General features: G+C 67.5%; 22 protein-coding genes. 17 read left to right on the forward strand and 5 right to left on the reverse strand.

Annotated features, from left to right (window positions below; genetic code table 11):
• Position 1: 1 nt before the first annotated feature.
• On the reverse strand, positions 2-610 hold the full coding sequence (locus FVA74_RS03100) for a YqaJ viral recombinase family protein (RefSeq protein WP_147723034.1): 609 nt from the start codon (positions 608-610) through the stop codon (positions 2-4).
• A 285-nt stretch (positions 611-895) separates the two neighbouring features.
• Here FVA74_RS03100 and FVA74_RS03105 point away from each other — a divergent pair, with 285 nt between their 5' ends.
• The 3 genes from FVA74_RS03105 to FVA74_RS03115 are packed head-to-tail and all read left to right on the forward strand — an operon-like array spanning position 896 to position 3,849.
• Positions 896-1,624 (forward strand): response regulator transcription factor, encoded by a 729-nt coding sequence (locus tag FVA74_RS03105; RefSeq protein ID WP_147720316.1) that lies wholly within the window; start codon positions 896-898, stop codon positions 1,622-1,624.
• Complete coding sequence (locus FVA74_RS03110; RefSeq protein WP_147720317.1) at positions 1,621-3,075, forward strand: cell wall metabolism sensor histidine kinase WalK; 1,455 nt, start codon at positions 1,621-1,623, stop codon at positions 3,073-3,075. Before FVA74_RS03105 ends, FVA74_RS03110 begins: the two co-directional genes overlap by 4 nt.
• Before the next feature lie 54 nt (positions 3,076-3,129).
• Positions 3,130-3,849 (forward strand): hypothetical protein, encoded by a 720-nt coding sequence (locus FVA74_RS03115; RefSeq protein ID WP_147720318.1) that lies wholly within the window; start codon positions 3,130-3,132, stop codon positions 3,847-3,849.
• On the opposite strand, the gene FVA74_RS03120 is transcribed toward FVA74_RS03115, so the two are convergent.
• On the reverse strand, positions 3,839-5,014 hold the full coding sequence (locus tag FVA74_RS03120) for an alcohol dehydrogenase catalytic domain-containing protein (protein WP_147720319.1): 1,176 nt from the start codon (positions 5,012-5,014) through the stop codon (positions 3,839-3,841). The two genes, FVA74_RS03115 and FVA74_RS03120, sit on opposite strands and share 11 nt — an antisense overlap.
• A gap of 377 nt (positions 5,015-5,391) precedes the next feature.
• On the opposite strand from FVA74_RS03120, the gene rplJ reads away from it, so the two are divergent.
• Together rplJ and rplL are read left to right on the forward strand one after the other, a co-directional pair.
• Entirely contained in the window at positions 5,392-5,907 is a 516-nt protein-coding gene (rplJ, locus tag FVA74_RS03125; RefSeq protein WP_147720320.1) for a 50S ribosomal protein L10, read from the forward strand.
• A 57-nt stretch (positions 5,908-5,964) separates the two neighbouring features.
• Positions 5,965-6,354, forward strand: coding sequence for a 50S ribosomal protein L7/L12 (gene rplL / locus FVA74_RS03130; protein ID WP_147720321.1), 390 nt, complete (start codon positions 5,965-5,967; stop codon positions 6,352-6,354).
• Between the two features lie 80 nt (positions 6,355-6,434).
• Here the strand turns inward: rplL and FVA74_RS03135 are convergent, their stop codons facing one another.
• The gene (locus FVA74_RS03135; RefSeq protein WP_147720322.1) at positions 6,435-7,679 is read right to left on the reverse strand and encodes a hypothetical protein; all 1,245 of its coding nucleotides are present in this window, start codon (positions 7,677-7,679) and stop codon (positions 6,435-6,437) included.
• 307 nt (positions 7,680-7,986) lie between these two features.
• Here FVA74_RS03135 and FVA74_RS03140 point away from each other — a divergent pair, with 307 nt between their 5' ends.
• The 5 genes from FVA74_RS03140 to FVA74_RS03160 all read left to right on the forward strand — a co-directional run bounded on the left by FVA74_RS03140 (position 7,987) and on the right by FVA74_RS03160 (position 13,795).
• The gene (locus FVA74_RS03140; RefSeq protein WP_147720323.1) at positions 7,987-9,336 is read left to right on the forward strand and encodes an ABC transporter substrate-binding protein; all 1,350 of its coding nucleotides are present in this window, start codon (positions 7,987-7,989) and stop codon (positions 9,334-9,336) included.
• Positions 9,337-9,429: 93 nt separating this feature from the next.
• The gene (locus tag FVA74_RS03145) at positions 9,430-10,473 is read left to right on the forward strand and encodes a carbohydrate ABC transporter permease (protein WP_147720324.1); all 1,044 of its coding nucleotides are present in this window, start codon (positions 9,430-9,432) and stop codon (positions 10,471-10,473) included.
• Complete coding sequence (locus FVA74_RS03150) at positions 10,470-11,417, forward strand: carbohydrate ABC transporter permease (protein WP_147720325.1); 948 nt, start codon at positions 10,470-10,472, stop codon at positions 11,415-11,417. The genes FVA74_RS03145 and FVA74_RS03150 overlap by 4 nt, the downstream gene beginning before the upstream one ends.
• A gap of 61 nt (positions 11,418-11,478) precedes the next feature.
• Positions 11,479-13,344 carry an ABC transporter ATP-binding protein gene (locus tag FVA74_RS03155; protein WP_147720326.1) on the forward strand — a complete coding sequence of 622 codons (1,866 nt, stop codon included), beginning with the start codon at positions 11,479-11,481 and terminating at the stop codon, positions 13,342-13,344.
• Positions 13,345-13,531: 187 nt separating this feature from the next.
• Entirely contained in the window at positions 13,532-13,795 is a 264-nt protein-coding gene (locus FVA74_RS03160) for a hypothetical protein (RefSeq protein ID WP_147720327.1), read from the forward strand.
• Positions 13,796-13,817: 22 nt separating this feature from the next.
• Here FVA74_RS03160 and FVA74_RS03165 read toward each other — a convergent pair whose 3' ends face one another.
• Positions 13,818-14,507: a DUF305 domain-containing protein gene (locus tag FVA74_RS03165; protein WP_370454486.1), complete on the reverse strand. Its 690-nt coding sequence runs from the start codon at positions 14,505-14,507 to the stop codon at positions 13,818-13,820.
• Positions 14,504-15,214 carry a DUF3105 domain-containing protein gene (locus tag FVA74_RS03170; protein WP_240792287.1) on the reverse strand — a complete coding sequence of 237 codons (711 nt, stop codon included), beginning with the start codon at positions 15,212-15,214 and terminating at the stop codon, positions 14,504-14,506. Before FVA74_RS03170 ends, FVA74_RS03165 begins: the two co-directional genes overlap by 4 nt.
• 154 nt (positions 15,215-15,368) lie before the next feature.
• On the opposite strand from FVA74_RS03170, the gene FVA74_RS03175 reads away from it, so the two are divergent.
• The 7 genes from FVA74_RS03175 (at position 15,369) to chvE (ending at position 24,666) form a co-directional block, all read left to right on the forward strand.
• Positions 15,369-16,730: a cystathionine beta-synthase gene (locus FVA74_RS03175; RefSeq protein WP_147720329.1), complete on the forward strand. Its 1,362-nt coding sequence runs from the start codon at positions 15,369-15,371 to the stop codon at positions 16,728-16,730.
• An 8-nt stretch (positions 16,731-16,738) separates the two neighbouring features.
• Entirely contained in the window at positions 16,739-17,902 is a 1,164-nt protein-coding gene (locus FVA74_RS03180; RefSeq protein WP_147720330.1) for a cystathionine gamma-synthase, read from the forward strand.
• 263 nt (positions 17,903-18,165) lie between these two features.
• Positions 18,166-19,173 (forward strand): LacI family DNA-binding transcriptional regulator, encoded by a 1,008-nt coding sequence (locus tag FVA74_RS03185; RefSeq protein WP_147720331.1) that lies wholly within the window; start codon positions 18,166-18,168, stop codon positions 19,171-19,173.
• Between the two features lie 327 nt (positions 19,174-19,500).
• Positions 19,501-21,252, forward strand: coding sequence for a ribulokinase (gene araB / locus FVA74_RS03190; protein WP_147720332.1), 1,752 nt, complete (start codon positions 19,501-19,503; stop codon positions 21,250-21,252).
• On the forward strand, positions 21,249-21,956 hold the full coding sequence (locus tag FVA74_RS03195) for an L-ribulose-5-phosphate 4-epimerase (protein WP_147720333.1): 708 nt from the start codon (positions 21,249-21,251) through the stop codon (positions 21,954-21,956). Before araB ends, FVA74_RS03195 begins: the two co-directional genes overlap by 4 nt.
• Before the next feature lie 2 nt (positions 21,957-21,958).
• Entirely contained in the window at positions 21,959-23,476 is a 1,518-nt protein-coding gene (gene araA / locus FVA74_RS03200; RefSeq protein WP_147720334.1) for an L-arabinose isomerase, read from the forward strand.
• An 83-nt stretch (positions 23,477-23,559) separates the two neighbouring features.
• Positions 23,560-24,666, forward strand: a complete 1,107-nt coding sequence (gene chvE / locus FVA74_RS03205; RefSeq protein WP_240792288.1) for a multiple monosaccharide ABC transporter substrate-binding protein — start codon at positions 23,560-23,562, stop codon at positions 24,664-24,666.
• The last annotated feature ends 65 nt before the right edge of the window (positions 24,667-24,731 follow it).

The raw sequence follows: 24,731 nt of genomic DNA on the forward strand, positions 1-24,731 counted from the left end.
GTCAGCCCCGGCTTCGCTCGGCGAGCGCCGCGACGACGCGGTCGGCGAGCTGCACGAGCACGTGGATCTCGTTCTCGTCGCGGTCGATCCAGCGGTGCTGCGGTTCGGCGTCGACGGGAACGAACTCGCTGTGCTGTTCCCAGACAAGCAGCGTGCGCTCCGCACCCAGCACGTACTGCTGCCACCACACCTGGCGCAGGTAGCTGCGGGGGATCGAGCGCCACGGCGAGCTCGTCGTCTTGATTTCGGCGAGCTCCACGACACCGGACCTGGCGGCGATGCCATCCGGCGTCGCAAGGTGCAGCCGGCTCGACGCGGCGTGGAAGAGCGCGTCGCTCGGCGCGATGCCGAAGTGCTGCTGCACCCAGGCGGCGATCTCGGGCTCCCGCCGGCGACCGTGATCCGTGAAGGCGTTGCCCGAGAAGCGGCTGCCGTGCCACTTCTCGTCGACGACGGCCTGCACCGATCGCTCGGTCGCGAGCTTCGCGACATCCGTTGCCGTGATGCCGCGGCTCCGGGCGCGGAGCCAGGCGATGCGGTCGGACGATCGGGCCAGGATGCGTGAGGTGTGGTCGGGTCGCGCCATCGGTTCGTCCCAGAGCGGGAGCATGGGCTGGGCGATCGTCACCCGACCATTCTCGCCGATGCGGGCGACATCGTGTGCCTTGGAGCGGCGCGTCAGTGCGTCATCATGTCGATGCTCTCGGGCGAGAGGGCGAGGTGGATAGCCAGCTGTCGACGAGCACGGGAACCGCGAAGTGCTGCTGCACCCAGGCGGGGACGCTGTCGAAGCTGCCCGAGCGTCCTTCGACGCGTCCTTCAGTAGCCAGTAGCCTCCCCAGTCGCGTACAGCCGGTTCATAGCCACCTCTTAGTTTCGTCAGCATGATTGAGGCATGGCCGATACTTCTGCGCCCCTTACCCATGCCGACGGTTCGCCCGTGCGGGCAGTCGTCGTCGACGACGAGGCGACGCTCGCCGAACTCGTGACGATGGCGTTGCGCTACGAGGGATGGGATGTGCGCTCCGCGGGCGACGGCCAGACGGCGCTCAAGCTCATCCGCGACTTCGATCCTGACGTGGTCGTGCTCGACATCATGCTTCCCGACATCGACGGCCTTGAGGTGCTCAAGCGGGCCCGCAGCGGCGGGAACGACATGCCGATCCTGTTCCTGACGGCGAAGGATGCCCTCGACGAGCGCATTGCCGGCCTCACGGCGGGCGGGGATGACTATGTCACCAAGCCGTTCAGCCTCGAGGAGGTCATCGCGAGGCTTCGTGGCCTCATCCGTCGCTCGGCCCGTCTCGTTCCCAGTGCGGCCGATCCCATCGTGCGCGTCGGTGACCTCACCCTCAACGAGCTCAGCTACGAGGTGCACCGTGGAGACCGAGCGATCGAGCTGACGGCCACGGAGTTCGAGCTCCTGCGCTATCTCATGCGCAACCCGCGCACGGTCCTGAGTAAGGCGCAGATCCTCGACCGGGTCTGGAGCTACGACTTCGGGGGTCGGGCCAGCATCGTCGAGATCTACATTTCCTACCTGCGCAAGAAGATCGACGCGGGCGAGAAGCCCATGATCCATACGGTGCGCGGTGTCGGCTACATGATCAAGGCGCCCGAGTGACCACACCGGGCGGCTGGACGCTGCGCCGACGCCTCATCCTCGGCATCGTCGCCCTTCTCGCAGCGGCGAGCGTCATCATCGGCGCCGTGAGCGTGCTCGCCCTGCGCGGATTCCTGATCGAACGGGTGGATGCGCAGCTCGCCTCCGCGACGGGGCGCACGCAGCTCGCGGCGAGCGGGCAGCTTGGCGACGCTCCCGTCCCCGAACAGTCGGGGAGCGGCTTCGCGACGCTCCGCTTCGGAGTGCAGGGGCCTCTCACGGTCACGGGCGTGGTCGTGGGGGACTCGGCGCGGGCAGGCATCGTCACGGAACACGGGCGCATCCGATTCCTCGATGCCGAGGCATCCGAGGCGCTCGTGGAGGTGCCAGCGACGGGCGAGCCGGTCACGGTGAACCTTGGCGGTGACCTCGGCGACTATCGCGCTTCGGGCGACGAACTCGCGGCCGGCGTCGTCGTGGTCACGGCGCTGCCCCTCGCCGATGTCAATCAGACGGTCGGCCAGCTGGTCGCCGTGATCGTGCTCGTCGCCACGCTCGCCCTCGCGGCGGCGGCGATCGCGGGCCGAGCCGTCGTGCGCCTCGCGCTTCGTCCGCTCGAACGCGTGGCCGCGACCGCATCCGCCGTTGCCGACCTGCCCCTCGACCACGGCGACGTGGACCTCGCGGAGCGGGTCGCGCTCGCCGACGCCGACGCCCAGACGGAGGTCGGCCGCGTCGGTGCTGCCTTCAACCGGATGCTCGACCACGTCGCCGCGGCATTCACGGCCAGGCAGGAGAGTGAGAACAAGGTGCGGCGCTTCGTAGCCGATGCGAGTCACGAGCTACGCACCCCGCTCGCCTCGATCCGCGGCTATGCGGAACTCACGCGGCGCAGCGGACACGAGCTACCGGAGGACGTGGTCCACTCGCTCGGCAGGGTGGAGTCCGAGGCGGTGCGCATGACCTCCCTCGTGGAAGACCTGCTGCTGCTCGCCCGCCTCGACGAGGGGCGCGACCTCGAGCGGCGGCCCGTCGACCTCTCCCGCCTCCTCGCGGATGCCGTGGGCGACGCGGCCGTGACGGCACGCGACCATGAATGGGCGCTCGAGATGCCCGACGAGCCCATCACCGTGTCGGGAGACGACAGCCGCCTGCGCCAGGTGGTCGCCAACCTCCTGGCGAACGCCCGGGTGCACACGCCCGCGGGCACGAAGGTCGTGGCGCGCCTCGCAGTCGATGACGACGCCGTCGTGCTCACGGTCTCAGACAATGGGCCAGGCATCCCTCCCGAGCTCGTGCCCCACCTGTTCGAGCGCTTCGCGCGCGGCGACGGCTCGCGTTCGCGGACGGCCGGCAGCACTGGCCTTGGTCTCGCGATCGTGCGCGCCGTGGTTGAAGGCCACGGCGGGCAGGTCTCGGTGCGGAGTTCCGAGGGCTCCACGACGTTCACGGTGCGCCTGCCCGCCGCCTGAGCGGTTCGGCTGCGAGAATTGCCGCACCCGAAACCCGAAGGACCAGCTGTGGTCATGGCACCGTGGCGCGGACTCACCCGAATCCTCTGCGCGCTCCTCCTGCTCGCCGTCGCGAGCGGCCTTGTCGTGTCCACGGGCCAGGCCACGCATGCCCTCCAGTCCGACGAGCGGGTGCCAGAACAGGTTGCCCACTACTTCGAGCACGGCCTGCTGCCCCGCCTCACTGAGCTCTACGCGCCCGCCAAGGATGAGGCATCCGGAATCGACTTCGACGAGTCGGCCCGGGTCGGCGCGGTCGTGCGACTGCGCGCCTGGACGTCCGCCTTCGTTGCTGGGGGCGAGGCCGAGCCGCCGGTCGAAGTGGCGAACGAGTGGCTCGCCCCCGTGCTCGTGCGTGGCCTGGCGGTCGGTGCCGCCATCGTGTGGGTCAACCCCGGCTCAGGGCGCGCCGAACTTGCGGAGTTCTATCCCGGCTCCGCATTCGCGACCGCGGTGCAGTCACTCCCTGACGATGGCGTGCTCGTGCGTGACCAGCCCACCGGCTCATGGTTCGTGCTCGCCGACGACACCGCGACACCCATCGTGACGGGGACGACTGGGGTCCCCGGTTCCGTGCCGATCGATGCCATGCCGCGGGTGCTCGAACCGCCGAGCCAGGACGAAGCGGATGCGGGCGTGACGCCTGTCACGGCCGTCCTGCTGCTCGTCGCCTTCGCCGCCGCCGCAGGGTTGCTCCTGCGCTCGGCGCGACTCAAGGCTTCCGCTAAGGCTTGAGGACCACCTTGATGCAGCCGTCCTCCTTCTTCTGGAAGGTCTCGTAGAGGGCGGGTGCCTCCTGAAGGGGCACGACGTGGGTCGCGAGGTCCATGACGCCAAGCGGGTCACTCGGGTCCTCGACGAGCGGCAGGAGCGTGGGCGCCCAGCGGTGCACATTGCACTGGCCCATGCGGATCGTGACCTGCTTGTCGAAGAGTGTCTTCATAGGAAGGATGTCGGCGTCGCCCGCGTAGACGCCGCTCAGTGAGACGGTGCCTCCCCGTCGCACGGCGTCGAAGGCGAGGTAGAGCGCCGACATGCGGTCCATGCCCATCTTGTCCATGAGGGGCCGGGCGAGAGCGTCGGGTAGCGCCGTGACTGCCTGCTGCACGACGCCGATCGCGGGTGTTCCGTGCGCCTCCATGCCGACCGCGTCGATCACGCTGTCGGGCCCGCGCCCGAGCGTGCGCTCGCGCAGTTGCTCCACCGTCGTGTCGCTGAGGTCGAGGGTCTGCACGCCGTACTTCTCGGCGAGGGCGCGACGTTCGGGCACGGGGTCGACCGCGAGCACCTCGTAGCCGTGGTACTTCGCGATGCGTGCCGCGAACTGGCCGACGGGCCCGAGGCCGATGACGGCGACGGTGCCGCCGATGGGCACCTCAGCGTACTCGACGCCCTGCCACGCGGTCGGCAGGATGTCGCTGAGGTACAGGTAGCGCTCGTCGGGAAGCTCGGCCCCGACCTTGATCGCGTTGGCGTCCGCGAGTTCGACGCGCAGCATCTCGGCCTGGCCTCCCGGCACCTGTCCGTAGAGCTTCGTGTAGCCGTAGAGTCGCGCTCCCGTCCCGTGCTCGCGCACCTGGGTCGTCTCACACTGGGTCGTGAACCCGAGCGAGCACAAGTGGCAGGCGCCGCACGCGATGGGGAACGGCACGACGACGCGATCGCCGACCGAGAGCCGCGTGACGGCGCTTCCGACCTCGATGACCTCGCCCATGGCTTCGTGGCCAAGCACGTCACCTTTGTCGATGAAGGCGCCGAACAGCTCGTAGAGGTGCAGGTCCGAGCCGCAGATCGCCGTTGAGGTGACCCGGATTATGGCGTCGCTCGGCTCGATGATCTGCGGGTCTGGCACCTCTTCCACGCTCACGCTGCGCTTGCCCTGGTAGGTGACTGCCTTCATGCTTGCTTCCTCTCGGCGAGGGGCGGATGCCCGTGGTCTCGTTCGGGGACGGATGCCCGTGTTCGCGGTCACCGTACCCACCCTGTTCTGGCAGCCGGGTGTGCATTTGCCTCAGGGGAGCCGCTGGCGTATCCTTGTCGGAGCCAAAGACCGCTGGTTATCGGCGTGCTCGTGTTCACACGTGCGTGACGATCGAAGTCTTGCTCTCGAGCAGGTGCCCGCGCAGGTGTGTGAAGTTAGACATCCGGATCTCTTTCGGATTCTCCAGCTCCGTGCGCTTGCGCCGGGGCTTTTTTCGTGAGCGGGGTCGGGTCTCGACCCGGGGTCTGGTGCGGTGCACATCGCACCGCAACGCATCAACGAAATTGAGGAGCCACATGGCGAACAAGGAAGCTTCGGTCGCCGAGCTTACGGAACTGTTCCGTAACTCGACCGCCGTACTGCTCACCGAGTACCGCGGCCTCACGGTGGCACAGCTCAAGGAGCTGCGCACCTCCATCCGTGAGAACGCGTCTTACGCCGTGGTGAAGAACACGCTGACCAAGATTGCAGCCAACGAGGCAGGCATCTCGTCGTTCGACGACGAGCTCGCTGGTCCGTCTGCAATCGCCTTCGTGCACGGTGACCCTGTCGCCGTTGCGAAGGGCATGCGCGACTTCGCCAAGGCAAACCCTCAGCTGGTCATCAAGGGGGGTTACTTCGACGGTAACCCGCTGACCGCCGCCGAGGTCACCAAGCTGGCCGAACTCGAGTCGCGGGAGGTGCTGCTTGGCAAGCTTGCCGGCGCCTTCAAGGCTTCGCTGTTCGGTGCCGCCTACATGTTCAACGCGCCGCTCGCGCAGGCGGTTCGCACCGTCGACGCTCTGCGCGACAAGCAGGAGTCCGCGAGCTAGTCACCCTCACGGGTCCTGGCGAAACGGCATTCAGAAGTACACACAAGGAGAAAAACAATGGCAAAGCTTTCCAGCGACGAGCTGATCGAGGCGTTCAAGGAGCTCACGCTCATCGAGCTCAGCGACTTCGTCAAGAAGTTTGAAGAGGTCTTCGAGGTCACGGCTGCTGCCCCCGTCGCGGTTGCCGCGGCCGGTGCCGCCGGTGGCGGCGCAGCCGCCGAAGAGGTCGAGGAGAAGGACTCCTTCGACGTCGTCCTCACGGCTGCTGGTGACAAGAAGATCCAGGTCATCAAGGAGGTCCGTGCCCTCACGAGCCTCGGCCTGGGCGAGGCCAAGGCCGTCGTCGACGGTGCTCCCGCCAACGTCCTCGAGGGCGTCAACAAGGAGACCGCCGAGAAGGCAAAGGCCCAGCTCGAAGAGGCTGGCGCCACCGTCGAGCTCAAGTAGTCCCACGCGCGGGATTCCCGCGCTGGCTGCATGAAGACGCCCCCGGTCATTCGACCGGGGGCGTCTTTCGTGTGTGCGGGCTAGGCGTCCAGTGCGAGCGCAGCGCGACGGCGCAGGCGCGTCGTCACGACGAAGCCACCAGCAGTCAGGAGCAGTGCCGCGAACGCTGCGAGTGCGGCGAACTCACCGGGACCGGTCACGGGGAGGGTCGGCAGCTGCTGGCTTGGCGCGGCCCCCGGCAGCGGCAGGGTCGGCAGTGTCACGGCCTCCGCGATGCACGGGACGACATCGGCGAGATCGACCGTCTCGCTGACGACCGATCCGCCGGGCTGCAGCTGCAGCACGGCTGCGTAGCTGGCGGGAGCCTCGAGACCCTGGAAGATGACCTCGTCATTCGTGACGCCCGTGATGATCTGGCTGGCGACGGATGCGCCGGTCTCGTTGAGCAGCACGACCTCATACTCCTCGGCAGCGTCGAGACCAGTGACGGAGACCGACACGGTGGGTGTCGTCACGTCGCTGGAGCAGTCGACGGGCGTGATGACGAGGCGCGGGGTCGACACCGGGGGGAGGGGCTCCTCCGGGTCGATCGGCGGAGCCTGGGGCGCGCAGTCGACGGCCGTGATGGTCGAGGACGTCGCCGAGGTGCTGCCTGTCGCCTCGACCTCGGCGCGGTAGTCGCCGGGTGCGAGCCCCGAGAAGGTCGCCGTCACCGTGCCGGTGCCGGCCGTGCCTGTTGCGGAGTCCACGACGGTGGGGCCGGAGAAGAGGCGGACGGTGTAGGTGGCGCCGTTCGGCAGGCCGGTCACGGAGGCCGTGACATCCGTCGTCGAGGTGCCCGCATAGACGCAGGGCTGCGCGCTCAGGGCGATCTCGGGCGTGACCGGGGGCTGCGGGTCGACCGGCGGGTAGACCGGCGGCTGCTCGCACGTTCCACGGAAGTCATTGGGCGTGATCGTGGCAGATCGCGGCTTGTCGGTGACCTTGCCACTCGGCCAGTGGCCGACCACCGTGAGGGTCTTGTAGATCGGACCGTCGACGGTCTCTGTGGCTACGAAGGTCTCGGCTGCGCCGATCGTCGTGCCGACGGGCACGATCGCCGGCTGGTTGGACTGGGTGATCGTCTCGCTCTTGTATCGCTCTGAGTTCGTGATCTTCCAGGTGATGGTCCAGGTGTTGTCGACACACGCGGCCGAGACCGACACGGTGTTGTGATGGGCAAGAGCGGCACTCGCGGGTGAGAGGAGAGCGAGGCCAGCTGCGGACAGGAGGGTTGCGAGGGCAAGCGCGAGAGCACGCCGGAGTCGCATGAATTCGGGTTTCATGGTCGTTCCTATTCGGGGTAATCGCGTCACGCTCGCGGCATGGGGGATGCCGGCATATCGGGGTAGGCGGGACGCGTCTCAAATACTGCCACCCAAAAGGGGGGTGCGCAATGTATTGGCGAATTTCTCTCGCAACCGGTGTGTCGCCGCGCCCCGGTAACGGCTGGGTCGCATCCGAGCGCAAACGCTTGCATAGGGCAGTTTCCTGACGTACGGTCAACACCGAGAGCGCTCCCGGACCGGGGGCGCAGCGGTCTGCGCGTGCCGCACTGCAAAGGCGCGAGCGACCTCAACGAGGAGGATTCGAATGCACACAGCACATCGACGCCGCGGACTCACTGCCGTGGCACTGGCCGGCGCTGCCGGCCTGGTTCTCGCCGGCTGCACGAGCGGCGGGGCCGGGGGAGGCGGCGATGCCGACTGCTCCGACTATGAGCAGTACGGCACCTTCGACAACGCATCCGTCGAGGTCTACGCGACCATCATCGACGTCGAGGCCGACCAGCTTGTCGAGTCCTGGGCGGACTTCGAGGAATGCACCGGCATCACGATCGACTACGTCGGCACACAGGAGGCCGAGACCCAGATCAACGTGCGTGTCGCCGCGGGTGACGCGCCCGACATCATGATCGTTCCCCAGCCGGGCCTGCTGCAGCGCCTCATCGGTGACGGCGCGGTCGTGCCGGCATCCGCCGAGGTCGAGGCAAACGTCGACGAGTTCTGGTCGGAGTCCTGGAAGGGCTACGGCTCGGTCGACGGCACCTTCTACGCCGCGCCGCTCATGGCGAGCGTCAAGGGCTACATCTGGTACTCCCCAGCGGACTTCGAGGAGAACGGCTACGAGGTTCCCGAGACGTGGGACGACCTTGTCGCGCTCACCGAGGAGATGGCTGACAACAACGAGTCGCAGACCTACCGCCCCTGGTGTGTCGGCTTCGGCTCCGGTGACGCAACCGGTTGGCCGGGCACCGACTGGATCGAGGACCTCGTGCTGCGCATGCACGGCCCCGAGGCCTACGACCAGTGGGTTGCCGGAGAGCTTGCCTTCGCCTCGCCTGAGGTGCAGGAGGCCTTCGACGCGGCCGGCGAGATCCTGCTCAACCCCGACTTCGTCAACGGTGGCTTCGGTGGCGTCGAGTCGATCAACTCGACGACCTTCCAAGACGCGGGCCTCGCAATCCTCGACGGAAACTGCTCGCTCCACCACCAGGCCTCCTTCTACGAGGCGCAGTGGGGCGAGGACGTCGAGGTGGCCGAGGACGGCGACGTCTGGGCCTTCCTGACGCCCAAGTTCGACGCTGACGCCGGTGACTCCGTCACGGGTGGTGGCGAGTTCGTCGCCGCGTTCAACGACAACGAAGAGACGGATGCTGTGCAGCAGTACCTCTCGAGTGACACCTGGGCGAACATCCGCGTCGGTCTCGGTGGCGTTATCAGCGCCAACAACGGCGTCGACCCCTCGGTCGCCGGTAGCGAGATCGGCTCGCAGTCGATGGAGATCCTGCAGGGCGAAGACACCGTCTTCCGCTTCGACGGCTCCGACCTGATGCCGGCGGCCGTCGGCACGAGCTCGTTCTGGACGGGCATGGTCGACTGGATCGGCGGCGACAGCACCTCGTCGGTCACCTCGCGAATCGACGCGAGCTACCCGCGCTAAGCGCACTCACCCGGGTCGTCGACCGTGCCACGGTCGGCGACCCGGGCCTGACCTCCCGCGCTGGCGGGATCACCAAGAGACGAGGGGTGACCGATGGGCGCTGGTCCATTGTTCGTGACCGCCGTGAGCGCGGCGGGGTTCGTGCTTCCGGCGGCTCGCCGCGGCGACTTCTGGGGCGCGACGTTCGAGAAGTTCGGCGTGCTCATCATCGGATTGGCGGCCTTCGCCGCCGTGATCGGCGTCGTGCTGTTCTTCGCCGACCGCACCCCCAAGAAGATGCGCGACGTGGTGCAACTCACCGCCTTTGTCGCACCAGCCCTCTTCCTCTTGCTCGTCGGTCTCGTCTACCCGGCGCTCCAGACCATCTACCTCGCCTTCACTGATCGCAGGGGCGAGTGGATCGGCCTCCAGAACTTCGTCTGGATGTTCACGCAGGACGAGATCCTCCAGGTGCTGCTCAACACCATCATCTGGGTGCTCCTTGTGCCGACGCTCTCAACGACCATCGGTCTCGCATACGCCGTCTTCATCGACAAGTCGGCGGGGGAGAAGGTGCTCAAGTCTCTCGTCTTCCTTCCCATGGCCATCTCCTTCGTCGGGGCAGGCATCATCTGGCGCTTCATCTACGAGTACCGCGCCGAGGGTTATGAGCAGATCGGCCTCCTCAACCAAATCATCGTGTGGTTCGGGGGAGAACCGAGGCAGTTCCTCATCGAGTCGCCCTGGAACACCTTCTTCCTCATCATCGTCATGATCTGGATCCAGACCGGTTTCGCAATGGTGCTGTTGTCGGCGGCGATCAAGGCGGTGCCGACCGAGATCATCGAGGCATCCCGGCTCGACGGGGCCAACGCCTGGCAGCAGTTCTGGAACGTCACGGTGCCTGGCATCCGCAGCACCCTCGTCGTCGTCGTGACGACGATCACGATCGCGACCCTCAAGGTCTTCGACATCGTGCGCACCATGACGGGCGGCAACTACGGCACGAGCGTCGTCGCGAACGAGATGTACACGCAGGCCTTCAACCGGGCGGAATGGGGCCAGGGGGCTGCCCTTGCCGTCGTGCTCTTCATCATGGTGCTGCCGATCATCATGTACAACGTGCGAGTCATGCGAAAGCAGAGGGAGATCCGATGAGCACCACCGACATCGCCGAGGCGGCCCTCGACTCCCCGCTGAACTCCACGAAGGTGCGCCGCCAGCGTCCCGACGGGAAGGCCGACCGTGCCAAGAAGGCGCTCACCTCCAAGTGGGCCACGGCTGGCGCGATCATCATCGCCGTCATCTGGACGATCCCCACCGCGGGCCTCTTCATCACCTCGTTCCGCCCCGAGGGAGAAATCAAGGGCTCTGGCTGGTGGACCATCTTCCAGAACTGGGGCTTCACCTTCGACAACTACGCCGAGGTGCTCACGACGCAGGGTGCATCGTCGGCCAACCTGGGTTCTTACTTCATCAACTCGATCGTCGTTGCGGTGCCTGCCACGATCTTCCCGCTCGTGCTTGCCTCGCTTGCCGCGTACGCCTTCGCGTGGATCAAGTTCCGCTTCAGCGCGGCGATCTTCATCGCCGTGTTCGCGCTGCAGATCGTTCCCTTGCAGATGGCACTCATCCCGCTGCTGCAGATCTTCTCAGGCGTGCTCGGCATCAGCGGATCATTCCCGGCAGTGTGGATCGCCCACACGATCTTTGGCCTGCCGCTCGCGATCTTCCTGCTGCACAACTTCATCTCCGAGATCCCGGGTGACATCATTGAGGCGGCGCGCGTGGATGGCGCCAACCACTTCCAGACCTTCTTCCGCATCGTGCTGCCGCTCGCCATGCCAGCGCTCGCGAGCTTCGCGATCTTCCAGTTCCTCTGGGTGTGGAACGACCTGCTCGTCGCGCTCGTCTTCTCCGGTGGCGGTGTGGACGTCGCGCCCCTCACCCAGCGCCTCGCAGAACTCTCCGGCAACTACGGTCGCAACCTTCACCGACTGCCGGCGGCGGCGTTCATCTCGATCATCGTTCCGCTGATCGTGTTCTTCGGCCTGCAGCGGTACTTCGTGCGCGGGCTCATGGCCGGGTCGACCAAGGGCTGATCGCGGCGAAAGCACGCGGTTTCCGGAATATTCCGGCGCCAAGCGCGGTTGGAACATCCTGATGAGCGCAGGCGGGCCCACGGGCAGATACGGAAAGCAGCGCACCCGTATATCTGCGGGCGACCCCGAGGCGCAGCGCCGGGAGAACGCCGAGGCCCCCAACGTGCCCGACCTGCTGCCGCGGATTGGCCGCCTCTTCGCGCCGCACAAGCGCGCCCTCATCCTCACGATCACGCTCGTGCTCATCGGCGCCGGCCTCAGCGTCGCACCGCCGCTGCTCACGCAGCAGGCCTTCGACCGGGGGCTGTTCCCGGGTGGCGGCGGCCCCAACGTGCCCGTGCTCGTCGAACTCGTGCTGATCATGATCGCCCTCTGGGTGGCATCCGCTGCCCTCGGCGTCTGGCAGACCTGGCTGACGGCATCCGTCGGCAACAAGGTGATGGCCGAACTGCGGGTGCGGCTCTTCGATCACCTGCAGCGCATGGAACTCGCCTTCTTCACGCGCACCAAGACGGGCGTCATCCAGTCCCGCCTGCAGAACGATGTCGGCGGCGTCGCGGGCGTGCTCAGCAACACCGTCTCGAGTGTCATCGGCAACACCGTGACGGTCATCGCCGCCTTCGTCGCGATGCTGCTGCTGAGCTGGCAGATGACGCTCGCGACCGTCATTCTCATGCCGCTCATCGTCGTCGCGCAGCGACGCATCGGCATCGTGCGGGCGCGCATCGCGGCGCAGACGCAGGAGTCGCTGAGCAACCTGACCGCCATCACGCAGGAGTCGCTGAGCGTGAGCGGCATCCTGCTCGCCAAGAGCTTCACGCAGCAGGGCGCCGAGGTCGAGCGCTACACGCAGGAGAACCACAGCCAGGCCCGCCTGCAGGTGCGGCAGACCATGAGTGGGCAGTGGTTCTTCGCCTCGGTACAGGTGTTCCTGTCGATCATCCCGGCCATCATCTACCTCGTCGCGGCGTGGCTCATCCTGCGCGATGTGCCCGTCACGGCGGGAACCGTCGTCGCCTTCACGACAGTGCAGGCTCGCCTCATGTGGCCCCTCATGGGGCTCATGCGGGTCGCCCTCGACCTGCAGACGTCATCCGCCCTCTTCGCCCGCATCTTCGAGTACCTCGACCTCAAGCCCGCGATCGAGGACTCGCCGGAGGCGCGGCTGGTGCCGCGCGAACAGCTCGGCCGCATCGACTTCGAGGATGTCGTGTTCCGCTACCCGGATGCGCCCGAGTCGTCGCCCGCGACCCTCAAGCACGTCTCGTTCACGATCGAGCCAGGGCAGTACGCCGCCTTCGTCGGCCCGTCCGGGGCGGGCAAGACGACGGTCTCCTACCTCGTGCCGCGGCTCCACGACGCGACGAGCGGCACAGTGCGCTTCGCCGGAGTCGACGTGCGCGAACTGCAGCACGAGGACCTCATGCGCAACGTGGGCATCGTGAGCCAGGAGACCTACCTCTTCCATGCGACGATCGCCGAGAACCTGCGCTACGCGAAGCCGGATGCGACGCAGGAAGAGATCGAGGCTGCCGCCCGCAAGGCCAACATCCACGACACGATCGCCTCCTTCCCCGACGGCTACGACACGGTCGTGGGGGAGCGGGGCTACCGACTCAGCGGCGGCGAGAAGCAGCGGGTCGCGATCGCGCGCGTGCTGCTCAAGGATCCCGCCGTGCTCATCCTCGACGAGGCGACGAGCGCGCTCGACAGCGTCTCCGAGCGCATCGTGCAGTCGGCCCTCGACGAGGCGGCCCGCGGGCGCACGACCGTCGCGATCGCCCACCGTCTCTCGACCGTCGTGGGGGCCGACGTCATCTTTGTGATCGACGGCGGCCGCGTCGTGGAGCAGGGCTCGCACGAGGAACTGCTCGCCCTCGACGGCGTCTACGCGAACCTGTTCCGGCGCCAGGTGGCCAACGCGTAGCATCCGTGGCCCCCGCTTAGGGGACTCGCCGGGTTGCCGCACCCGGGACATCATGAGACTGCAGGGGAGTACCCGAAATGCTCCCGAGGTCCAGGCAGTTCCACCCGCAAGACACCCGACCCGAACCGCTCTCGCGCGCCACCCGAACCGGTGCGCGAGCGCACGCTTACCCGAAATGAGCACTGTCATGCCTGTCGCGACCCTTCAGACCACCCTGCCCGCGCACCACTCGGCCGTCACGGCCGACGCCGACTCGGCGCTCGAGTGCCCCTCCTGCGGCTCGCGCATGACCGCGACGCCCAACCCGTACTTCGGCGCGGGGCTCGCCCAGCACCGCACGATCGCACTCTGCAACGGATGCCAGCACATCGCGTTCCTCGCTGAGCCCGAGCCGGAGCCCGCCATGGAGGGCGTCGCGAAGCGCATGCGCGCACTCTTCGCCCGCCGCTGAACCCGGGCGACTCGGGGCGCTCCTAGCGGCGCGCCTCGAGGAGCTCGTTCATGAAGACGATCTCCTTGTCCTGCACCGTTACCATGCCTTTCGCGAGCTTGGTGACGACGGGATTCGTGCTGCGCTCCAGCACGGCCTCGGCCATCTCGACGCCGCCCATGTGGTGCTCGATCATGAGCTCGAGAAAGTAGACCTCGGCTTCGATTCCCTCGAGCGTCTCAAGCTTCGCCATCTGCTCCGCCGTCGCGAGACCCGGCATGGGTTCGCCGGGAGTATGGCTGTGCCCCGACGCGCCCTCGCCGCCGTGGTCGTGGTCGCCGCCGTCGAGCGTCGGCCGCGACATCCACGTCATCGACGGCTCGGAGGGCGCCTGTGGCAGGCCCCACACCTCGAGCCAGCCGAACATCTGGCCTGCCTGCTGCTGCTGGGCCGTCGCGATGTCATAGGCGAGGGTCGTGATCTCAGGATCGTCCGTCGCCTGCAGCACAATCATCGACATGCGCACCGCCTGGTTGTGGTGCTCCTGCATGTCGCGGGAGAACCCCGCCTCCGCGCTCGTGTTCGAGGGTGTGGAGACGGTTGGTGCCGTCAGGCGGCCGACGCCGAAGGCGAGTGCGACGAGGAGCGCGCCGCCGAGGATGATGGCGACGAGCGCGCGCGTCGAGAGACCGGGTTGTCGAGGTGCCTGGTCACGGGGCGTCAAAGGCCTCACGCAACCTTGCCGGGGCCATCCAGCACGCCGTCACAGCGAGCGCCGGGCTCGGGCACATCACCGGACTGCCAGTACTTCTCGACGAAGTCGCCGAGGCGCTCGTCGTCGGCGCCATCGAGTCGCACCTGGGCGCCCCATGCGGATGCGATGACGGGAGCGTCGAGATCGGCGATGGGCGAGAGGATGACGTAGGTGCTGGGCAGCGAGTCGCGGAGGGTCTCGAGCTCACCGTCGGTCACCTCGTCGGGGTTGTACGTGACCCACACCGCGCCGTGCTCGAGGGAGTGGACGGCGTTCTCTGCTGGCTGCTCCTCCTCATAGATGCCGCAGTTGAGCCAGTACTGGCTGTGGCTGCCGCCAGCGGGAGGGTTCATGCCGTACTGCCCCTCGTAGTCGACGGGCGTCTCGATGTGCTGGTAGTCGATGTCGCTCCAGGTGTCGAGGCCTTCGATCGCGATGTCGTCGGGGTTGCGCTTCGGCGTGCCACTCGTGACGACGATCGTGACGATGACGGCGATGACCGCGAGGGCGGCGACGGAGCTGAGGCTGGCAGCGATGATGCGGTTGCGCTTCGCGCGCGCCTGCTGCCTCTTGAATGCCTCGACCTTTGCGAGGCGGCGCTGCTCGCGCTCCTGTTTGACCGTGAGCTTTTTGGCGGCGGGCGGCACGGGGGCGTCGTTGGAGGGCGTGTTGTCGCTAGGTGACACTGCTGTGGTCCTGTCGGGTCGGTCGGCAAGGGCTGCAGGCATGAGCCTATCGACGGCTTCCTATGCGCAACGTGAAGGCGGTGGCCGTATTCCCGGTCGGGGGTGGAAAGTTTGCCCGGATGTTGGCGAATGACGCTGATAGATTGGCCCGACTATGAAGTACGCAGAGACCGTCCTCGACCTGGTCGGAAACACACCCCTCGTCAAACTCAACAAGGTCACGGAGGGAATTTCGGCGACCGTGCTGGTTAAGGTCGAGTACCTGAACCCCGGCGGATCGTCGAAGGACCGAATCGCGACGAAGATCATCGACGCTGCCGAAGCATCCGGCGATCTCAAGCCGGGGGGCACGATTGTCGAGCCGACCTCAGGAAATACGGGTGTCGGGCTGGCGCTCGTCGCCCAGCAGCGCGGCTACCGCTGCGTCTTCGTGTGCCCCGACAAAGTGGGCGAGGACAAGCGCAATGTGCTGCGCGCCTACGGTGCCGAGGTCATCGTGACGCCGACGGCCGTCGCGCCCGACAGCCCCGAGTCGTACTACTCGGTCTCAGACCGGCTCGCGCGCGAGATCCCCGGCGCGTTCAAGCCCAACCAGTACGAGAACCAGAACGGACCGCTCAGCCACTACGAGACGACCGGCCCCGAAATCTGGCGCGACACCGACGGTCGCGTGACGCACTTCATCGCCGGCGTCGGCACCGGCGGCACGATCAGTGGCACCGGCAAGTACCTCAAGGAGGTGTCGAACGGCGCCGTGCGGGTGGTGGGGTCCGACCCCGAGGGTTCCGTCTATTCGGGCGGCACCGGTCGCCCCTACCTCGTCGAGGGTGTTGGCGAAGACTTCTGGCCCGGCGCCTACGACCCGACCGTGGTCGACGACATCATCATGGTGACGGATGTCGAAGCCTTCCACATGACGCGCAGGCTCGCCCTCGAAGAAGGGCTCCTGGTCGGCGGTTCGAGTGGCATGGCCGTCGTCTCGGCGCTCAAGGCAGCAAAAGAGCTCGGGCCTGACGACGTCGTCGTCGTGCTGCTGCCCGATGGCGGGCGCGGGTACCTCGGCAAGCTTTTCAACGAGAACTGGATTGTCAGCCACGGGTTCGGTGCCCCTGATGACAGCACGGACCGGCGCGTGGCCAAGGTGCTCCACGGCGGTCCTGAAGAACTCGCCCACGTGCGCACCGACAGCACGGTGCGCGACGCAGTGAAGCTCCTGGCCTCTTCCCCTCACTCCGCGGTGCCGGTGCTCTCTGCTGCGCCTCCCGTGGTCCTCGGCGAAGTCGTCGGGAGTGTTTCTGAGGCGTCGCTCGTCTCCGCCCTCTTGAAGTCGGAGACCGGTCTCGACGACCCGGTGGATGCCGTCATGAGTGAGCCCCTCGAGGTCGTGGGGGCCTGCGAAACGCTGGACAACGTCGAGGAGCGCTTGGTCGATCACGGCACCCTCCTCGTTCTCCAGGATGGCAAGCCCGTCGGCTTGCTCGGCCGCCGTAGCCTGCTCGCCCACTTCAGCGTCTAGGAATCACCATGAACGAGAGCAGCCCCACGGGCGACTTCAGTACCCGCGCCATCCACGCTGGCCAGGATTTTGACCCCACCACGGGCGCGGTAGTACCGCCCATCTATATGACCTCCACGTTTGTGCAAGACGGCATCGGTGGTTTCCGCGGCGGCTACGAGTATGCCCGTGGCGGCAACCCGACTCGTGACACGCTCCAGACCCTTCTCGCCTCGCTCGAGGGCGGCGTGCACGCCTACAGCTTCGCCTCGGGACTCGCGGCGGAAGACGCGCTGCTGCGCGCCATCCTGAAGCCCGGCGATCACGTGCTCATGGGCAACGACGTCTACGGTGGCACCCACCGCCTCGTCAACCGGCTCCACGTGCCATGGGGCGTCGAACTGAGCACGGTCGAGATGAGCGATGCGGATGCCGTGCGTGCGGCGATCAGGCCCGGCGCGACGCGCGTGCTCTGGCTCGAGACGCCGAGCAACCCGCTCATGAAGATCACCGACATCGCGGCGCTCGCCGCAATCGGCCACGAGGCGGGCGCGCTCGTCGTCGTGGACAACACCTTCGCGACCCCATACCTGCAGCAGCCTCTCGCGCTCGGCGCCGACATCGTCGTGCACTCGACGACGAAGTACCTCGGCGGGCACTCCGACGTGCTCGGCGGCGCGGTCATCCTGAACGACGACGAACTCGCCGAGAAGGTCGGCTTCCTGCAGTTCGGCGCGGGCGGGGTGTCGTCTCCGATGGACGCCTGGTTGACCGTGCGGGGGATTAAGACCCTCGCGGTGCGCATGGACCGCCACTCCTCCAACGCGCACACGATCGCGGCAACCCTCGAGCACCACCCGGCGATCGAGCGGGTGTACTACCCGGGCCTCGAATCCCACCCCGGCCACGAGATCGCGGCACGGCAGATGTCGGACTTCGGCGGCATGCTCTCGCTCGCCCTCAAGGGGGGGCCGGATGTCGCGCGCGCCGTCGCGGAGGGCACGAGCGTGTTCCAGCTCGCCGAGTCCCTCGGCGGCGTCGAGTCGCTCATCGGCTACCCGAGCGAGATGACGCATGCATCGGTGAAGGGCACGGAACTCGCCGTTCCGGAGCACGTCATCCGTCTCTCGGTCGGCATCGAGGGGATCGACGACCTGCTCGCCGACATCACGGGGGCGCTCGACCGCGTGTAGTCTTCCGCTCGGGTCGCGCCGGGGCGATCAGCGCCGAGCTCGATGGCCGCGAGCTCTATGCCCGCGCGTTCGCTGCGCCGATCGCCGCGGGTGTCGTCGCCGTCTTCGTGCTCGCGGCACTCTTCGCACTCGCTGCCGTCGTGATCTCGCCGCGCGTGCGCGAACTCCGCTGAGGCCGAGGGATGCGCGCTCGCGCACGGGCGGCATAATGGATGCGACTCGCAGCATGTGAACGTACACATCACGACAGGCCTGGTGGAACCATGGAACCGGAGAAGGTTCGCGCCCCGAACATCCGGGATGTCGCGAGGCTTGCTGGGGTCTCGTACCAGACCGTCTCTCGCGTGCTCAACGAGTCGCCCAACATCCGCCCCAGCACGAAGGAGCGGGTGCTCGAGGTCATCGACGAGCTGGGGTACCAGCCCAACCAGGCGGCGCGCACCCTCGTCACCAACCGCAGCCGCACGATCGGCGTGCTGTCGGGCGACACGGCCCACTACGGGCCGACCACGAGCGTGCACGCGATCGAGATCGCGGCGCGCCAGTCCGGCTACCGCGTCATGATCACCAACACGACGAGCGACTACGCCTCAATTCGCGCGGGGCTCGACTTCCTCCGCCAGCAGGCCGTCGAGGCGATCGCGATCATCGCGCCGCAGGTGCGCGTCTTCGACGCCATCGCCGACATGAACCTCACGATCCCCTTCGTGACCCTCGACTCGACGCAGCGCGACACGCACAGGAGCGTCTCAGTCGACCAGTTCATGGGCGGGCGCCTTGCGACCCGCCATCTCATCGACCTCGGGCACCGCGAGATCGAGCACCTCGCCGGCCCGCAGGACTGGATCGAGGCGGATGCCCGCATGCGGGGCTTCCTGCACGAGATCGGTGACGCCGAGCTCGCCACCCGCCCGCCCATACTCGGGGACTGGACGGCCGCGTTCGGGCACCATGCGGGCAGGGAGCTGCTGCGGCATCCGGATTTCACGGCCGTGTTCTGTGCCAACGACCAGATGGCCCTCGGACTCATCCATGCGTTGCACGAGGGCGGCGTGCGGGTTCCCCAGGATGTGAGCGTCGTCGGCTTCGATGACATCCCGGATGCCGCCCACTTCTGGCCGCCTCTCACGACCGTGCGGCAGGACTTCGCCGAGATCGGGCGGCGCTCGCTCGCGATCATCCTCGATGAGGTGCTGGGGTCGTCGGATGCGAGCCACGCGCAGGTCGTGCCAGAGCTCGTCGTGCGCGCCTCGACGGCGCCGCCGCAGTAGCGCGCCCGTCCCGGCTGCCGCGCGCGGCCGCGCCGCCGCCGCGCCCCGCCCGCGATTGCCCGCGTCCAGTCGCGCTCACCTTTCGGCGGGATGTTCATTCCGGTGCATGAGCATCCCGCCGAAAAGCGAGCGCGGCGGCAGGGGAGGGGCATCGCGGCGGGGGAAAGCGCCCTGTGGATCACGATTTGATGATGGTTGACATGTGTCGCTCGGTTGGGGGTACCATGGCGGCTAATTGTGAACGGTCACACGAACGGTCACATCGCCCTGCCACCCTGCCCCGCCCCGCTTTCTCCCCCCAGAAGCGTTGACGAAGGAGTCGACCCGGTGAGTTTCTCCGAGACCCCGAACTCTGCCGAGCACCACGTGATCGGCGTGGACTTCGGCACCCTCAGCGGACGCGCCGTCGTCGTCAGGGTTTCCGACGGTGAAGAGTTGGGTTCTGCGACGCTCGAGTATCCGCACGCCGTCATGGACACGACCCTCGCCGCGACGGGCGACCGGCTGCCGCCCGAGTGGGCCCTCCAGGTGCCCTCCGACTACGTCGACGTCATCAAGACGGCCGTGCCCCAGGCCGTCGCGGCCGCGGGGATCGACCCGTCATCCGTCATCGGCATCGGCACCGACTTCACGGCATCGACGCCCATGCCCGTGATCGCCGACGGCACACCGCTCAATGAGGTCGCTGGCTTCGAGAACCGCCCGCACGCCTACGTCAAGCTGTGGAAGCACCACGCTGCGCAGGGCCAGGCCGACCGCATCAACAGCACCGCGGCCGAGCGTGGCGAGTCATGGCTGCCCCGCTACGGCGGGCTCATCTCGAGCGAGTGGGAGTTCGCCAAGGCGCTCCAGCTGCTTGAAGAGGACCCAGAGATCTACCAGCGCATGGACCACTGGGTCGAGGCGGCCGACTGGATCGTCTGGCAGCTCACGGGCCGCTACGTGCGCAACGCCTGCACGGCCGGCTACAAGGGCATCTGGCAGGACGGCGAGTACCCGAACCGCGGCTTCCTCACGGCGCTTCACCCCGACTTCGCGGGCTTCGTCGATGACAAGCTTGCCCACGAGATCGGCCAACTGGGGGATGCCGCGGGCACGCTGAGCGCCGAGGCTGCGGCCTGGACCGGCCTCCCCGAGGGCATCGCGGTCGCGGTCGGCAACGTCGACGCCCACGTGACGGCGCCCGCCGCGAAGGCGGTCGAACCGGGCCAGATGCTCGCCATCATGGGCACGAGCACCTGCCATGTCATGAATGCGGACGTGCTCGCCGAGGTCCCCGGCATGTGCGGAGTCGTCGACGGTGGCATCGTCAGCGGGTTCTACGGCTATGAGGCCGGGCAGTCCGGCGTGGGCGACATCTTCGCCTGGTACGTCAAGAACCAGGTTCCTGGGGAGTACCACGACGCAGCGCGCGAGCGGGGCCTCAGCATCCACGAGTACCTCACGGAACTCGCGCAGGATCAGCCCGTCGGCGGCCACGGCCTCGTCGCGCTCGACTGGCACTCTGGCAACCGCTCCGTGCTCGTCGATCACGAACTCAGCGGACTCGTGCTGGGCGCGACCCTCACGACGCGGCCAGAGGAGATCTACCGCGCGCTGCTCGAGGCGACCGCCTTCGGTACCCGCACGATCGTCGAGACCTTCACCGCAAGCGGCGTGCCCGTCACGGAGTTCATCGCGGCGGGCGGGCTCATCAAGAACCCCTTCCTGATGCAGACCTACAGCAACGTGCTCCGGATGCCCATCTCGACGATCGCGAGCGAGCAGGGCCCCGCACTGGGATCCGCCATCCACGCGGCGGTCGCCGCCGGCGCCTACCCCGACGTGCGCGCGGCGGGCGAGGCGATGGGACGCGTCAACCGCAACGTGTACACGCCCGATCAGGCCGCGGCGGACGCCTACGACGAGCTCTACGCCGAGTACACGCAGTTGCACGACTACTTCGGGCGCGGCGCCAACGACGTCATGAAGCGGCTCAAGGCACGCCGGCGCGATGCGCTCGCTGGCGCGGGGGGCTCGCCCCAGGAGGTTTCGACGAGCTCAACCCACGACGACGCCGAACGGGAGGTACGAGTATGACCGCGTTCGGCCCGGAGCTGCAGGCGTCGATCGACGAGGTGCGCGCGGATGTCGCATCCCTCCACTCCCAGCTCACCCGCTACGGGCTCGTCGTGTGGACGGGCGGCAACGTGAGCGGACGCGTTCCCGGCGCCGACCTCTTCGTCATCAAGCCCAGCGGCGTCGACTACGACGAACTCGCACCCGAGAACATGATCCTCTGCGACCTCGATGGCACCGTCATCCCGGGCACGCCAGGCAGCGGCCGCAGCCCCTCGAGCGACACGGCGGCGCACGCCTACGTCTACCGCAACATGCCCGAGGTTGGGGGAGTCGTGCACACCCATTCGACCTACGCGACGGCGTGGGCAGCGCGCGGCGAGGCGATCCCCTGTGTCATCACGGCGATGGCCGACGAGTTCGGCGGCGAGATTCCCGTCGGGCCCTTCGCGATTATCGGCGATGACTCGATCGGCCGCGGCATCGTCGCCACGCTGCAGGGCCACCGTTCGCGGGCCGTGCTCATGCAGAACCACGGTCCATTCACGATCGGCAAGAACCCGCGCGACGCCGTCAAGGCCGCCGTCATGGTCGAGGATGTCGCGCGCACCGTGCACATCGCCCGCCAGGCGGGGGAACTCATCCCCATCCCGCAGGAGGCGATCGACTCCCTGTTCGATCGCTACCAAAACGTCTACGGCCAGAAGCCCGAAGGAGCACTCTAGTCATGCCAAAGCTCTCCACCTCGCTCGACCATTACGAGGTCTGGTTCGTCACCGGCAGCCAGAACCTCTACGGCGAGGAGACGCTGCAGCAGGTCGCCGAGCAGTCGCGCGCGATCGCGGAGGCCCTGGATGCGGCATCCGACGTGCCGGTCAAGGTCGTGTGGAAGCCCGTGCTCAAGGAGAGCGACTCGATCCGCCGCCTCGCCCTCGACGTGAATGCGGCAGACAACGTCATCGGCGTCATCGCCTGGATGCACACCTTCAGCCCTGCCAAGATGTGGATCGCGGGCCTCGACGCGCTGCGCAAGCCGCTCCTGCACCTGCACACGCAGGCCAATGTCGAGCTGCCGTGGGGCGAGATCGACTTCGACTTCATGAACCTCAACCAGGCCGCTCACGGCGACCGGGAGTTCGGCTACATCCAGACCCGACTCGGCGTCGCCCGCAAGACCGTCGTCGGCCACGTGAGCAACCCAGATGTCACGGCGCAGGTCGCGACCTGGCAGCGGGCTGCCGCAGGCTGGGCCGCCACCCACTCGCTCAAGCTCGCGCGCTTCGGTGACAACATGCGCTACGTCGCCGTCACGGAGGGCGACAAGACCGAGGCGGAACTGCGCTTCGGCGTGCAGGTCAACACGTGGGGCGTCAACGAGCTCGCGGAGGCCGTGCACGCGGCATCCGACGCCGACATCGACTCCCTTGTTGCGGAGTACGAGGACCTCTACGCGGTCGTGCCCGAGCTGCGCAAGGGCGGTGAACGGCACGAGTCACTCCGCTACGGCGCCGCAATCGAGCTGGGCCTGCGCAGCTTCCTTGAGCAGGGCGGCTTCGGTGCCTTCACGACGAGCTTCGAAGACCTGGGCGCGCTGCGCCAGCTGCCCGGCCTCGCCGTGCAGCGGCTCATGGCCGAGGGCTACGGATTCGGCGCCGAGGGTGACTGGAAGACCGCGATCCTCGTGCGCACCGCCAACGTCATGGGTGCTGGCCTCCCAGGTGGTGCGAGCCTCATGGAGGACTACACCTACCACCTGGCGCCGGGCGACGAGAAGATCCTGGGCGCCCACATGCTCGAGGTGAGCCCCTCGCTCACGACCGAGAAGCCCAGCCTCGAGATTCACCCGCTCGGCATCGGCGGCCGGGAGGACCCCGTGCGGCTCGTCTTCACGGCCGACCCGGGACCCGCTGTCGTTGTGGCGATGAGCGACATGCGCGACCGCTTCCGCCTCGTGGCGAACGTCGTGGAGAACGTGGCACTCGACGAACCGATGCCCAACCTTCCCGTGGGCCGCGCGCTGTGGAAGCCCGCGCCCGACTTCGCGACCTCTGCTGCCGCGTGGCTCACGGCCGGCGCCGCCCACCACACGGTCATGACGACCGCGGTCGGCGTCGACGTCTTCCGCGACTTCGCCGAGATCGCCGGCACCGAGCTTCTCGTGATCGACGAGCAGACCACCCTGAGGGACTTCCAGCGCGAGGTGCGCTGGAACGCCGCCTACTACCGGCTCGCGCAGGGCCTCTAGCGGCATCCCGCGCAGCACGAACACAGACCAGCACCACGACAGGCACCATCCCAGCACCAACAACCGCACTGGAAGGAAGCACTGTGAACAAGAGAAAGTACCTCGTCGGCATCGCCGCCGCGAGTGCGCTCGCGCTCGGTCTCAGCGGATGCGCGGGCGACCGCTCAGGAGGCGACGGTGGCGATGACGCCTCGGGCGCGCTCGTGGGCGTCTCGATGCCGAGCCAGCAGCTCGAACGCTGGATCGCGGACGGCAACAACGTGCAGGCGGAACTCGAGGAGCTCGGCTACTCGGTCGACCTGCAGTACGCGGCGGATGACACGGCAACGCAGATCTCGCAGCTCGAGAACATGATCACGAGCGGAGCGAAAGCACTCATCATCGCCTCGATCGACGGCACCACCCTCACGAGCGTGCTCGAGCAGGCGGCCGCGGCGGACATTCCCGTCATCGCATATGACCGACTCATCCTCGGATCGGAGAACGTGGACTATTACACGACCTTCGATAACTCCCAGGTCGGCGTGCAGCAGGCGACCTCGCTCCTCACGGGCCTCGGCGTGCTCGACGAGAGCGGCGAGGAGACCGGCGAGGCGGGGCCGTTCAACATCGAGCTCTTCGCGGGAAGCCCCGACGACAACAATGCGACGTTCTTCTGGGACGGCGCACGTTCCGTGCTCGACCCCTACATCGAGAGCGGCGTGCTCGTCGTGCCCTCCGGTCAGCTCGACTTCGAGCAGGCGGCGACGCCCGGATGGCTCGCCGAGAACGCGCAGGACCGCATGGAGAACCTGCTCACGATCATCGGTGACACGAGGCTCGACGCGGTGCTCTCGCCCAACGACGGCCTCGCATCCGGCATCATCGCGGCGCTCAGCTCGGGTGGCTACTCGGGAGACCTTCCCGTCATCACCGGTCAGGACGCCGACGTCGGTGGCGTGAAGGCGATCATCGCGGGCGAGCAGTACTCCACGATCTTCAAGGACACCCGCCTTCTCGGCGCCCAGGCCGTGGAGATGGTCGACGCGCTCCTCAACGGCGACGAGCCTGAGGTCAACGACACCGAGACCTATAACAACGGCACGAAGGTCGTGCCGTCGTTCCTGCTCGAGTCGCAGGTCGTGACGATCGACAACTACGAAGAGGTACTCGTCGACGGCGGCTACTACGAGCCGTCCGACCTCGAGTAGCCACGCACCATCCTCCGGTCGGGGAACGCTCCTGGAGCATTCCCCGGCCGGGACCCAAGAGAAAA

Origin of the sequence: Salinibacterium sp. dk2585, assembly GCF_008001035.1 — a bacterium.
Lineage (GTDB): Bacteria > Actinomycetota > Actinomycetes > Actinomycetales > Microbacteriaceae > Homoserinimonas.